Here is a 12939-nt window from a genome sequence, read left to right on the forward strand (position 1 = left end):
TTATGAATACGCAAACTCACATCACAGCGTCCCCTTTGGTTGCGGACAAGGATTGGTGGCGCGGCGCAGTGATCTATCAGATCTATCCGCGCAGCTATCAGGACAGCACCGGTGATGGCATCGGCGACCTAAAGGGCATCACCCGGCGCTTGCCGCACATTGCCTCGCTCGGCGTTGATGCGATCTGGATATCGCCATTTTTCAAATCGCCGATGAAGGATTTCGGCTATGACGTGTCGGATTATTGCGACGTTGATCCGATGTTTGGCACCTTGGCGGATTTTGACGCGCTGATTGCGCGGGCGCATGATTTGGGCCTCAGGGTGATGATTGATCAGGTGCTTTCACATAGCTCTGATCAGCACCCTTGGTTCAAGGAAAGCCGGGCCAGCCGCGACAACGCCAAGGCCGATTGGTATGTTTGGGCCGATCCCGAACCCGATGGCACGCCGCCCAACAATTGGTTGTCGATCTTTGGCGGATCGGCGTGGCAATGGGATGCGCGGCGCGAGCAATACTACCTGCATAACTTCCTAACGTCTCAGCCGGATTTGAACTTTCACTGTGCCGAGGTTCAAGACGCGCTGTTGCAAACCGTGCGCTTTTGGTTGGATCGCGGGGTGGACGGGTTCCGCCTTGATACAATCAATTTCTATATCCATGACAAGCTGTTACGCTCGAACCCGCCTTTGCCGCCCGAAGAACGCGATGACAGCATTGCGCCGCGCGTGAACCCCTATAACCACCAGATGCATCTCTATTCTAAGAACCAGCCGGAAAACATCGCGTTTCTGGAACGGTTCCGCGCGTTGTTGGATGAATACCCGGCGGCGGCGGCCGTGGGGGAGGTTGGCGATGCGCAGCGTGGTCTTGAGATCATGGGCGAATACACGGCGGGCGATAACCGCGTGCATATGTGTTACTCGTTTGAGTTCCTCTCGGGGGATACGCCGACGGCGGCGCGGGTTGTTGATGTATTGACCAAGGTCGATGAGGCCGCGCCGGACGGTTGGGCCTGTTGGGCGTTTTCCAACCATGATGTGGTGCGCCATGCCTCGCGGTGGGCCTTGGGTCACGATGCGCAAAAGGCCTTTGCGACGCTGTTGATGTGTCTGCGCGGCTCGACCTGTTTGTATCAGGGGGAAGAGTTGGGATTGGAAGAGGCCGAGGTGGCTTTTGACGATCTGCAAGACCCGTATGGTATTGAGTTCTGGCCAGAATTTAAGGGGCGCGATGGTTGTCGCACTCCGATGGTTTGGGAAAAGTCCAATTCTTTTGGCGGCTTTTCGGAGGGCAAACCTTGGTTGCCGGTCGCGCCAGAGCATCTGACGCAATCGGTGGCCGAGCAGGAAGAAAACCCTGACGCCTTGTTGCATCATTACCGCCGCGCCGTGGCCCTGCGCCATGCGCATCGCGCCTTGTCCAAGGGTGATTTGAGCGATCTGACGGCCAATGGCACCGTGGTGTCATTTACCCGGCATGATGAAGGCGAAGAGATTTTCTGTGCCTTTAACCTGAGCGATGATGCCGCGCAGATCGATCGACCAGCGGGCCAGTGGCAACAGCTTGGTGGAGAGCTTAGCGCCGACGTGCCAGAGCAGGGCAAGATCACATTGAAACCATGGCAAGTGGCGTTGGCACGCCGCGTGCAGACGTAAAGGGAGAGGGCGATGACCGATTTGAAACTGACAGGCGTGGGCAAGACCTATGCCGGCGCGGTTGAAGTGCTCAAGGATATCAACCTCGATATCAAACAGGGCGAATTGATCGTCTTTGTTGGCCCGTCGGGCTGTGGGAAATCGACGCTTTTGCGGATGATTGCCGGGCTTGAAAAGATCACCGCGGGGGAGCTGGTGATTGATGGGCAACTGGTCAACGACGTCCCACCTGCGCAACGTGGCATTGCCATGGTGTTTCAGTCATACGCGCTTTATCCGCATATGACCGTGCGCGAAAACATGAGCTTTGCGCTGAAACTGGCCGGGAAATCCAAGAGCGAGATCGACGAGGCCGTAAACAGCGCTGCGCATATGTTGCAGCTTGATGAGTACCTAGATCGCCTGCCCAAGGCACTATCGGGCGGGCAGCGCCAGCGGGTGGCGATTGGCCGCTCGATTGTGCGCGATCCAAAAGTGTATCTGTTCGATGAACCGCTCTCAAATCTGGATGCGGCGCTGCGGGTGGCGACGCGGATCGAGATTGCCCAGCTCAAAGAGCAAATGCCGGATCGCACCATGATTTATGTGACCCATGATCAGGTCGAAGCCATGACCCTTGCCAGCCGCATCGTGGTTTTGGCGAACAAGGGGATTGCGCAGGTTGGCACGCCGCTTGAGCTATACGAACGACCCAATTCCGAGTTTGTGGCCCAGTTCATCGGCTCGCCTGCTATGAACCTGATGCCCGGCGAGGTGATCGGCACCGGCGCGCAAACACGTGTGCGGTTGGACGGGGGCGGCGAAACCCTTTCGGATTATCCGACAACGGATGGCGATATGGGGCTCAAGGTGAATGTTGGTGTACGCCCGGAGGATTTTGTCATCGCGGCGGGCGATATGGTCTTTACCGGCACGGTCAAGATCACCGAAGCCTTGGGTGAGGTGACCTTGCTTTACTTTGAACCGGTGAATGGCGCGGAACCCGTTATTGCCAAATTACCGGGTATCCACAAAGAGATGCGCGGCAAAGAAGTGGCTCTTACCACCACGGCGGATAAAGTGCATTTGTTCGCGAATGGCACGTCACTGCTCTATCGCTAGGTCATGACACGGTATGTGAAAACCAAAAGGGCGGGCCGCCAAGCCCGCCCTTTGCTCTACGGCAAAACCGTAATGGGCACCCGGTGGATCACCGCGCGTTCCTGAGCCAATTGATAGCGCAACTCGTATTCCCCCGGCTGGTCCGGCATGCGGAGTTTGACCGGGCTTCCGGGTTCAACCCCGTTGCTGTGAAGGCCCCAGACATCGCCACCGATCTCTTTGATCGAAATGAAATCGCCGTCGTTGGCGGGACCCTCCCAGGTGATCATCACCTCTTGCCCGGCTTTGGCGTCAGTTGGTGCTGTGATGCTCACCTCTGTGTCGGTGATGGTGATCGGCACCCGGTGGATCACCGCGCGTTCCTGTGCCAATTGATAGCGAAGTTCATAAGCGCCGGGTTTGTGCGGCATGCGCAGTTTCATGGATGACCCGACATGGGTGCCTTCGGAATTGATCCCCCAGCCATCGCCACCGGCTTCTTTGACCGAGAGAAAATCCCCCTCGTTGTCCGGCCCGGTCCATTTGAATTCAATCACCTCACCAATTTCGGCGCTCGCGGGGGCGTCGATTGTCACCGCGACATCGACGATGGTGATCGGCTGGCGCAGGATGACCTCCCGCTCTTCGGCCAGTTGATAGCGAATTTCATAGTCACCGGGTTCATGCGGCATCCGCAGCTTGAGGGGCGACCCAATATGGGTGCCTTCGGAGTTGATCCCCCAGCCGTCACCTCCGGTCTCTTTGACCGAGATGAAATCGCCATCGTTGTTGGGACCGGTCCAGATGATCTCAATCACCTCACCAATCTCGGCCTGCTGAGGGAACTCCAACGCCACTTTCGCGGCAACCACGTCTATCGGCTGGCGGTGAATGATTTTGCGTTCTTCGGCAAGCTGATAGCGGATTTCATATTGGCCGGGTTCGCCGGGCATCCGCAATTTCAGAGGGTTGCCGTCATCAACATTGGCAGAGTTGATCCCCCAAACGTTGCCGCCGGTTTCATGAACGGAAATGAAATCGCCCTTGTTGCCCGGCCCTTGCCACGTCACCTCGATAACCGAGCCGATTTCGGCCTGTTCGGGATGGACGAGCGCGATTTGTGCCTCTGTAACCTCGATGGGCTGGCGATAGATCACCGCGCGATCTTCGGCCAATTGGTAGCGCAGTTCGTATTGCCCCGGCTCCCCCGGCATCCGCAATTGCAGCGGGCTTCCCTCTTTGACATTGGCATCGTTGATTGGCCATTGATTGCCGCCCAATTCGTGGACCGAAAGAAAGTCACCTTTGTTGGCGGGACCGGTCCAAGTGACCGGGATCGACGCACCAATTTCGGCTTTGGCGGCGGCGTCAATTGTTACTTCCGAAGGCAGAATCTCAATCGGGGTGCGGGCGATCACCTCGCGGTTCCGCTTGACCTGATACCGCAATTCATACAGGCCGGGTTCGGCAGGCATCCGAAGTTTGAGCGGGTTTCCGTGTTTAACATTGCTGTCATTGATTGGCCATTGATTACCGCCAACCTCATGAATAGAAACGAAATCACCTTTTTCACCGGGGCCACCCCAGCTTACCTCGATGGTCTGTCCCTGAAACGCGGTTTCCGGGCCGGTGACGGTTGCCTCTGGCACGATGACGGGCAGGATCAGAGTAACAGTTTGGGCCTTTTCGAGGACCTCAAAGTCACCACTGACCTCTTGTTCATCGGCGTCGCGTATGGCGGTCGCGGTGTAGTTTCCAGCCGCAAGCTCAAGCGCAAAAATGCCGGTTCCATCGGCGCTAAACCCATCGGGGCCGGAGATGGACCAGCTCACACCGTTAGACATATCGCCACCATCCTCGCCATCCTGCGCGACAAAGCGCGTCTCAACAGGAGCGGGTTCAGGGTCTGGCTCTGGGGCAGGGGCCTCGGCGATGGTGGTCAGGGCATCCGAAAGCTGATCCGCATCATCCGCCGTCACAAACTGCCCGCCTGTTTCATCGGCCAAACACTGCAATTGCCCAAGCGCAGTTGCGTCGTCGGAGACGTCAAACCCCACCACATGCACGGTCAAATCGACGCCGGTTTCTTCGAGCGTTCGGGCCACTTCACACGGATCGGCAACACAGGTTTCGCGCCCATCGGACACCAAAATCACCGTGGCGCGTTCCTCGGTATAGCGCAGTTCCTCGGCGGCGGCGCGCACGGCGTCACTTAGCGGCGTTTTGCCCTTGGGTTTGATGCCGTTGACCGCCTGCGCAATGGCTCCGCGCGTGTCCGGTCCGGGGCGGACCACCGTTTCGATATCGGCGCAATTGCCTTTTTCACGGTGGCCATACACGGTTAGGCCAAGGTCGGAATCTTTGGGCAACGCCCCAAGCAAATCACCGACAACCTCTTGGGCGATGGTGATTTTTGCCTTGCCGTCGATCTGGCCCCACATCGACCCGGACCCATCCAATACCAGAATGCTAGATGGGCGATCTTGGGCGGCAAGGGGGAGCGCGGCCAGTGACAGCCCAGACACCAAAAGTGAGCGCAAAAGCGACATGAAAAATCTCCGATTAAATCAATTTCCGGGATAAAAGCGGGTGACGAAACGGAACTCAAGGCAGGTTTTCCGCACCTCTCAGGCCAGTTCCTGCCGGAAATTGTCAGGGGATGCACCGTGTTCCCCTTTCGTACTAAAATTTCGATTGGCGAAGCTTGGGCTTTCGCCTATCTGTTAGCGAGGCTTGGCGCGAGGCGCGTGTCAGGGCGCGTAATTGGGGGACGACATGCCAGAGTTGAAACAGATCGAGGTGCGCGGTGCGCGCGAGCATAACCTTAAGTCAATCGATGTGGATATTCCGCGTGATCAGCTGGTTGTGATTACCGGTCTGTCCGGGTCGGGAAAATCCTCTTTGGCCTTTGATACGATTTATGCCGAAGGACAGCGTCGCTATGTCGAAAGCCTAAGCGCATATGCGCGGCAATTCCTTGATATGATGGAGAAACCCGACGTTGATCATATCGCTGGCCTGTCCCCGGCCATCTCGATCGAACAAAAAACAACGTCGAAAAACCCGCGCTCCACCGTTGGCACGGTGACCGAAATTTATGACTATATGCGCTTGCTCTTTGCCCGCGTCGGCACGCCCTATAGCCCCGCCACCGGCCTGCCGATTGAGGCGCAACAAGTACAGGATATGGTCGACCGGGTTATGGGGATGGAAGAGGGCACGCGCGCCTATCTTCTTGCGCCGATTGTGCGCGACCGTAAGGGCGAGTATCGCAAAGAGTTCCTTGAGCTGCGCAAATCCGGTTTTCAGCGGGTGAAAGTCGATGGCGAGTTTCATGAACTTGATGCGCCACCGACGTTGGACAAAAAGTTCCGCCACAATATCGATGTTGTGGTCGACCGGGTTGTGGTGCGCGAGGGCATGGAAACCCGTCTGGCCGATAGCTTCCGCACCGCTTTGGACCTGGCCGAGGGCATTGCGATTCTGGAAACCGCCCCCAAGGAAGGTGAGCCGGACCGCCTTGTTTTCTCAGAAAACTTTGCTTGTCCGCAGAGCGGTTTCACCATTCCAGAGATTGAGCCACGGCTGTTTTCCTTTAACGCGCCGTTTGGTGCCTGCCCGGATTGCGATGGCCTTGGCAAAGAGCTGTTCTTTGACGAGCGGCTGGTGGTGCCGGATGTGACCTTGCAAATCGCGGATGGGGCATTGGCCCCGTGGCGCAAAGGCAAATCACCGTATTTCTTGCAAACCATTGATGCCATTGCCAAGCACTATGAGTTTGACAAAAAGTCACGGTGGAAAGACCTTCCTGCACATGTGCAACAGGTGTTTTTGTTCGGGTCAGGGGACGAGGAAATCCAGTTCCGCTATGACGAAGGCGGCCGAGTTTACGAGGTTAAACGGGTGTTCGAAGGGGTGATCCCCAATATGGAACGCCGCTATCGCGAGACCGATAGCAATTGGATTCGCGAAGAGTTTGAACGCTACCAAAACAACCGGCCTTGCGCGGCCTGTGGTGGCTATCGTCTGCGTCCCGAGGCGTTGGCGGTCAAGATTGGGGCCGGGGACGATCTTCGTCATGTTGGCCAAGTTGTTCAAATGTCGATCAAAGAGGCGTTCAACTGGTGTACTACGGTTCCCGAGGTTTTGACGGTTCAGAAAAACGAAATTGCCCGCGCTATCCTAAAGGAAATTCGCGAGCGGCTTGGGTTTCTCAATAACGTTGGTCTTGAATACCTGACGCTGTCGCGCAATTCTGGGACGCTTTCGGGGGGCGAAAGTCAAAGGATCAGACTGGCGAGCCAGATCGGCTCGGGCCTAACCGGGGTTTTATATGTCTTGGACGAGCCAAGCATCGGGTTGCACCAACGTGACAATACCCGCTTGCTCGACACGCTGAAAAACCTTCGGGATCAAGGCAATACGGTGATCGTTGTCGAACACGACGAAGAGGCGATCCGCGAGGCGGACTATGTTTTTGACATTGGTCCGGGGGCCGGGGTGCATGGAGGGCAAGTGGTGTCCAAGGGCACACCGGATGAAGTCACTAACGATCCGGCGAGCCTAACCGGCCAATATCTCTCGGGGACGCGTGAGATCAGCATTCCGGCCAAGCGGCGCAAAGGAAACGGCAAAAAGGTTATGGTTGTCAAAGCGACGGGCAACAACCTGCGCAATGTGACCGCCGATTTCCCCTTGGGAAAATTTGTCTGTGTTACCGGTGTGTCGGGCGGGGGGAAATCCACGCTCACCATCGAAACCCTGTTTAAAACCGCGTCGATGGCATTGAACGGCGCGCGTCAGACGCCTGCGCCTTGTGAAACCATCAAGGGGCTTGAACATCTGGACAAGGTGATCGACATCGACCAACGCCCAATCGGGCGGACACCGCGATCAAACCCGGCGACCTATACGGGCGCTTTCACGCCAATCCGGGATTGGTTCGCCGGTCTGCCGGAGGCGAAGGCACGCGGTTATAAACCAGGGCGCTTCAGCTTCAACGTCAAGGGGGGCCGGTGCGAGGCCTGCCAAGGGGACGGTGTTATCAAGATTGAGATGCATTTCCTGCCCGATGTGTATGTGACTTGTGAGACGTGTCATGGGGCACGATACAATCGCGAAACTCTTGAGATTCGGTTTAAGGGCAAAAGCATAGCCGACGTTCTTGATATGACGGTCGAAGATGCGCAGGAGTTTTTCAAGGCGGTGCCAACGATCCGTGACAAGATGGATGCGCTGGCGCGTGTCGGCCTTGGCTATATCAAGGTCGGTCAACAGGCCACAACCCTGTCCGGTGGCGAGGCGCAGCGGGTGAAACTCTCGAAAGAACTCGCCAAGCGGTCGACGGGCCGCACGCTCTACATCTTGGATGAGCCGACAACTGGATTGCATTTCGAAGACGTGCGCAAGTTGTTGGAAGTGCTGCATGAACTGGTCGATCAGGGCAATACGGTGGTGGTGATTGAACACAATCTTGATGTTGTGAAAACCGCCGACCATATCATTGATATCGGCCCAGAAGGCGGCGATGGCGGTGGCGAAGTTGTTGCCGTTGGTACGCCTGAAAAGGTCGCCAAGGAACCGCGGTCGCACACTGGCCACTACCTTGCTCCGATGCTTGGACTGGTTCGAGAAGCGGCGGAATGAGCCAGCTTGGTTTGGCGCTGGGGTCTGGCGGTGCGCGCGGATGGTGCCATATCGGGGTGATCCGATCGCTGCAACGTCAGGGTGTCGAACCAATGGCCGTTGCCGGATGTTCTATGGGGGCCATGGTTGGGGCTGCTTGGGCGGCTGGTAAGCTGGATGCGCTGGAGAAACTGGCGCTCGAATTCACCCAATCCCAGCTGTTTTCACTCATGGACCCACATTTGGATCGCGGCGGCGTGTTGAGCGGCAAGGGTGTCGAAACCCTGTTGAGCGAGCTAGACTTGCCAGAGCGGATTGAGGATTTGCCAAAGCCATTTATGGCGGTGGCGACCGATATGGCGACCGGGCGGGAAATCTGGTTGATGGATGGGCCTTTGATCCCGGCGGTGCAGGCTTCGGTTGCCATTCCCGGCATTTTTAGCCCGGTGCAACTACAGGGACGTTGGTTGATTGATGGCGGGTTGATTAACCCGGTGCCCGTATCGGCGGCGCGCGCTTTGGGGGCGCGGTCGGTCCTTGGGGTGAACCCTAGTGGGCGGGGCGGGAAGCCGATTTGGCAAGCCAATGAACCGGATTCCCTTTTGAGCCGCATAGGGTTGGAAGGCGTGCGCGATCAGTTGCCCGAGGCCTTGGAAAAGCTTTTGCCAGAACCATATACCGAGATGCGGGGGCCAAGCTATGCCGAAGTCATCAATGCGGCGATGGATGTGTTGACGGATTTTGTGCGCTCGACCCGGATTGCGGCCGACCCGCCGGACGTCATGCTAAACGCTGATCTGAAAGAGATCAAAGCGGGGGAACTATACCGTGCCCAAGCTGCAATCACCGAAGGTACGCGCATTTGTGATGCCGCAGAAGAGCAAATCGCGCGGTCTTTGTTCTAGCGCGGCCGTGGTCGGATTGCCCTGACACGACCGCGCGAAAATGCGGTTTACTTTTTCATCGGGCAGGTGTTCATGCCAAACAGTTTGTAGGCCCCACAACGTCCGGCAAGACCGGTCAAAAGCGGAACAACACCAATCCACATCCAGACGCCATAGCCCATCAGAGCGCCAATAATCAGCAAAGCGCCAATCACGATCCGGGCAACGCGGTCAATACCGCCAACATTTCTCTCAAACATGTTATGTCCTTTCCTGTTGCGTTGCCGCAATCACTACATTCGAATGTTGGAATGCTATTTGATCTGTCGCAAGGCGAATACAAAAAAGGGGCCCACGGGCCCCTTTCTCACAGTCATGTGATGCTGTGTTAGTTGCGTCCGCGTTTTTCAAAACGGGGCAACATGGCGCTAAAGTCGCGGCCCTGTCCGTCTTCGTTTTCGACAAATTCGGTATAAAGCGCTGTTGCGGCTTGGCCCATTGGCGTGTCGGCGTCTGCCGCTTCGGCGGCCTGTTGAGACAGGCGCAGATCCTTAAGCATCAGCTCGGCTGCAAAGCCGGGGTTGTAGTCATTGTCGGCTGGCGATGTTGGGCCAACGCCGGGGGAGGGGCAATAGGCATTCATCGACCAGCTATAGCCCGATGAGGTGCTGACCACGTCAAACATTGCTTCGCGCGATAGGCCCAATTTGTCAGCCAAGGCAAAGGCTTCGCAGGTGCCGATCATGGTGACGCCAAGGATCATGTTGTTACAGATTTTGGCGGCCTGACCATTGCCGGATTCACCGCAATGAACGGCCTTTTGACCCATGATATCAAAGAGAGGTTTTGCCGTTGCAAAGGCAGCATCCGAGCCACCAACCATAAAGGTCAACGTGCCACCAGCTGCGCCACCAATCCCGCCCGAAACGGGGGCGTCCAAGGCACCAAGACCGGCCTCAGCCGCTTGGGCAGCGACATCGCGCGCGCTTTGGACGTCAACGGTTGAGCAATCGAGCAGAACCGCACCGGGTTTCATCGCAGGGATGACATCATTCGCAACGCTGCGCAGGATTGCCCCGTTGGGGAGCATGGTGATCACAACATCCGAGCCCTCTGCGGCGGCGGCGGCGCTTGCTGCGTTGCTGACCCCTTCGGCGGTGGCACCCGCAACGTCAAACCCAACAACCTCATGGCCTTCCTTGGCCAAATTAGCGGCCATCGGGGCCCCCATATTGCCCAGACCGATAAATCCGATTTTCATTCCGTCCTCCCTGAAATCCAACGCCTCTTTGCCAAGCGGCATCAGCATCTTGGATACCGCAATAGCAGGCACATCCCCATCGGCAAATTGCCACTTGGGGGTTTTGTCTTTGTCGATGATTGCCGCACGAATACCCTCAAGGAAATCACCGTGCTCCATAACCCGGTGGCTCACTCGGTATTCAAGCTCAAGCGCTTTGCGTATGGTGAGTGACGGTCCGCGCAACCGGTGCAGCATTTCCGTGGTCAACGCCATGGACAGCGGCGAGTTGCGGTTGAGCGCCTTGAGAGCTTTGGTCGCGACTTCGCCGTCGCTTGTGTTGAGCATATTGCGGATGTCGCCCAAACTCTCACCTGCAAACAGCGCATCAATGTCGGTTTGCGCAGCGGCAAGGGGGCTATCGGGCGGCAATTGCGTTTGGTTTCGAATGGTGTTGGCGTCGCCGGTTTCGATCAGAGTGGCTTTGATATCGTCCCAAAGGGCCTCTGGTGCATAGAAATCGGCAAACCCGGCATAGATGGCATCGCCAGGGCCCATCCGGCTGGCGGTGAGGCCGATGTATTCACCCAAACGCCCCGGCGCGCGCGACAAAAGATAAGTCCCACCGACATCCGGGATTAACCCGATCCCACATTCCGGCATGGCGATTTGGCTGGTGTCGCCAACAATGCGATAGCCGCCGTGACAGCCAACGCCGACCCCACCGCCCATCGTGAACCCTTGTAGAAAGCTGACAACTGGTTTGGGGTATTCCGCCAGTTTGGCGTTCATGCGGTATTCATCACGCCAGAACTTGCGCCCGAACTCGTAATTCCCCTCGGTGCCGGTGCGATACATTTCAGCAATGTCGCCCCCGGCACAAAAGGCTTTGGGGCCTTCTGCGTCAATGAGAACAAGGTCGACATCACTGTCCGACCGCCATTGGTCAATGGCGCGCTCAAGCGCGATGCACATGTCATAAGACAAAGCATTCAACGCTTGGGGCCGGGTCAGTGTGATGCGGCCAGCACGGCCTTCCTTGCGGATATGAATATCGGCCATGGATGGATCCCTATGGTCAGTCTGGGTGGGTACAAAACGCGTGCACGCGTTTTGCAAATTCCGTGCACGGAATTTGGGGCGCAGGTGGTGAGGTCAGCGCGCCAATAGGCTGCGGGCAACGATCAAGCGCATGATTTCATTGGTGCCTTCCAGGATTTGGTGCACCCGCAGATCTCGGACCAGTTTTTCGATCCCATAATCCGCCAAATAGCCATAGCCACCATGTAGCTGCAGACATTGATCCACCACCTTCGATCCCGCTTCGGTCACGAATTTCTTGGCCATGGCGCAATGTGCCGTGGCATCCGGGGCGTTGGTGTCTAGCTTCCACGCGGCTTGGCGTAGGAACACACGGGCCGCCTGAAGCTCGATCTCCATATCTGCGAGGCGGAATTGGAGCGCTTGGAACTGATCGATGCTTTTACCAAAGGCTTTGCGTTCGGACATATATTGCAGCGTTGCGTTCAACCCGGCCTGCGCGGCACCAAGAGAACAGGCCGAAATATTCAAACGCCCGCCGTCAAGACCCGCCATGGCATATTTGAAACCGTGGCCTTCGTCGCCAACCAGATTGTTGATAGGGGTCAAGCAGTTGTCGAATTGAACCTCGGCGGTGGGTTGCGATTGCCAGCCCATCTTCTTCTCATTGGCGCCAAAGCTGAGCCCTTCGGCCCCGTCTTCGACAACAACGGTTGAAATCCCCTTGGGGCCATCGTCGCCAGTGCGGCACATCACGACGTAGGCGTCTGAGTAACCTCCGCCCGAGATAAAGGCCTTGGACCCGGTAAGCCGGTACCCTTCGTTGGTCTTTTCGGCGCGGGTTTTAAGCGCTGCGGCGTCCGAACCGGAACCGGGTTCGGTTAGGCAGTAGCTCAGCACCGTTTCCATGGTCATCGCCTTGGGAAGGATGCGAGATTTAATCTCTTCGTTGCCGAATTTGTCGATCATCTTGGCGCACATGTTGTGGATCGATAAGAATGCCGCAACAGAGGGACAAGACATTGACAAAGCTTCAAAAACCAACGTTGCATCAAGGCGCGTTAGGTCAGACCCACCGCTTTCCTCGGAAACATAAAGCCCGCCAAATCCGAGCGCGGCAATTTCTGGCCAAAGCTCCTTTGGGATGGTGCCTTCGGCTTCCCATTTTTGCGCATTGGGCGCGATATTGTCCTGACCAAATGCATAGGCCATGTCGAAAATTGCGCTTTGTTCTTCAGTGAGAGCAAAATCCATGGGCTCCTCCTTCCGGCATGAATTGAACACTTGTTCATAACTTGTCGGAACAGAGATGTGATTGCAAGGGTTTTGAGCGGTGCAATCCGCGAAACTACCATGTTTGCGTCGGACAAATGTCTAGAAAAGCCTGTTCAGCAACGTAGAGTGAAAACAT

Annotated in this window: 8 protein-coding genes and 1 pseudogene; 4 read left to right on the top strand and 5 right to left on the bottom strand. The window is 56.8% G+C overall.

Annotation, left to right across the window (positions count from 1 at the left end):
* Positions 1–2: 2 nt before the first annotated feature.
* Both Q1A43_RS19070 and ugpC read left to right on the top strand, forming a co-directional pair.
* Complete coding sequence (locus Q1A43_RS19070; protein ID WP_299937836.1) at positions 3–1658, top strand: alpha-amylase family glycosyl hydrolase; 1656 nt, start codon at positions 3–5, stop codon at positions 1656–1658.
* A 12-nt stretch (positions 1659–1670) separates the two neighbouring features.
* On the top strand, positions 1671–2759 hold the full coding sequence (ugpC, locus tag Q1A43_RS19075; protein ID WP_299937838.1) for a sn-glycerol-3-phosphate ABC transporter ATP-binding protein UgpC: 1089 nt from the start codon (positions 1671–1673) through the stop codon (positions 2757–2759).
* A gap of 56 nt (positions 2760–2815) precedes the next feature.
* Here the strand turns inward: ugpC and Q1A43_RS19080 are convergent, their stop codons facing one another.
* On the bottom strand, positions 2816–5287 hold the full coding sequence (locus tag Q1A43_RS19080) for a VWA domain-containing protein (RefSeq protein ID WP_299937840.1): 2472 nt from the start codon (positions 5285–5287) through the stop codon (positions 2816–2818).
* A gap of 226 nt (positions 5288–5513) precedes the next feature.
* Between Q1A43_RS19080 and uvrA the strand changes: the two genes are divergently transcribed.
* Together uvrA and Q1A43_RS19090 are read left to right on the top strand one after the other, a co-directional pair.
* A complete protein-coding gene (gene uvrA / locus Q1A43_RS19085; protein ID WP_299937842.1) occupies positions 5514–8384 on the top strand; it encodes an excinuclease ABC subunit UvrA in 2871 nt (956 codons plus the stop codon).
* Positions 8381–9268: a patatin-like phospholipase family protein gene (locus Q1A43_RS19090; RefSeq protein ID WP_299937845.1), complete on the top strand. Its 888-nt coding sequence runs from the start codon at positions 8381–8383 to the stop codon at positions 9266–9268. Before uvrA ends, Q1A43_RS19090 begins: the two co-directional genes overlap by 4 nt.
* A gap of 47 nt (positions 9269–9315) precedes the next feature.
* On the opposite strand, the gene Q1A43_RS19095 is transcribed toward Q1A43_RS19090, so the two are convergent.
* The 4 genes and pseudogenes from Q1A43_RS19095 to Q1A43_RS19105 all read right to left on the bottom strand — a co-directional run bounded on the left by Q1A43_RS19095 (position 9316) and on the right by Q1A43_RS19105 (position 12782).
* Complete coding sequence (locus tag Q1A43_RS19095) at positions 9316–9507, bottom strand: DUF2892 domain-containing protein (protein ID WP_299921424.1); 192 nt, start codon at positions 9505–9507, stop codon at positions 9316–9318.
* A gap of 128 nt (positions 9508–9635) precedes the next feature.
* Entirely contained in the window at positions 9636–10508 is an 873-nt protein-coding gene (gene mmsB, locus Q1A43_RS22495) for a 3-hydroxyisobutyrate dehydrogenase (RefSeq protein ID WP_366944276.1), read from the bottom strand.
* 30 nt (positions 10509–10538) lie between these two features.
* Positions 10539–11549: pseudogene (locus Q1A43_RS22500) on the bottom strand (enoyl-CoA hydratase/isomerase family protein); the annotation flags it as partial.
* 93 nt (positions 11550–11642) lie between these two features.
* Positions 11643–12782: an acyl-CoA dehydrogenase family protein gene (locus Q1A43_RS19105; RefSeq protein WP_299937851.1), complete on the bottom strand. Its 1140-nt coding sequence runs from the start codon at positions 12780–12782 to the stop codon at positions 11643–11645.
* Positions 12783–12939: the final 157 nt, after the last annotated feature.

Source organism: uncultured Pelagimonas sp., from assembly GCF_947498515.1.
Taxonomy (GTDB): Bacteria; Pseudomonadota; Alphaproteobacteria; order Rhodobacterales; family Rhodobacteraceae; genus Pelagimonas.

Excerpts from the sequence above, each read along its gene's own strand:
- Q1A43_RS19070 (WP_299937836.1), top strand. The coding sequence starts at position 3 with ATGAATACGCAAACTCACATCACAGCGTCCCCTTTGGTTGCGGACAAG.
- ugpC (WP_299937838.1), top strand. The coding sequence starts at position 1,671 with ATGACCGATTTGAAACTGACAGGCGTGGGCAAGACCTATGCCGGCGCG.
- Q1A43_RS19080 (WP_299937840.1), bottom strand. The coding sequence starts at position 5,287 with ATGTCGCTTTTGCGCTCACTTTTGGTGTCTGGGCTGTCACTGGCCGCG.
- uvrA (WP_299937842.1), top strand. The coding sequence starts at position 5,514 with ATGCCAGAGTTGAAACAGATCGAGGTGCGCGGTGCGCGCGAGCATAAC.
- Q1A43_RS19090 (WP_299937845.1), top strand. The coding sequence starts at position 8,381 with ATGAGCCAGCTTGGTTTGGCGCTGGGGTCTGGCGGTGCGCGCGGATGG.
- Q1A43_RS19095 (WP_299921424.1), bottom strand. The coding sequence starts at position 9,507 with ATGTTTGAGAGAAATGTTGGCGGTATTGACCGCGTTGCCCGGATCGTG.
- mmsB (WP_366944276.1), bottom strand. The coding sequence starts at position 10,508 with ATGAAAATCGGATTTATCGGTCTGGGCAATATGGGGGCCCCGATGGCC.
- Q1A43_RS19105 (WP_299937851.1), bottom strand. The coding sequence starts at position 12,782 with ATGGATTTTGCTCTCACTGAAGAACAAAGCGCAATTTTCGACATGGCC.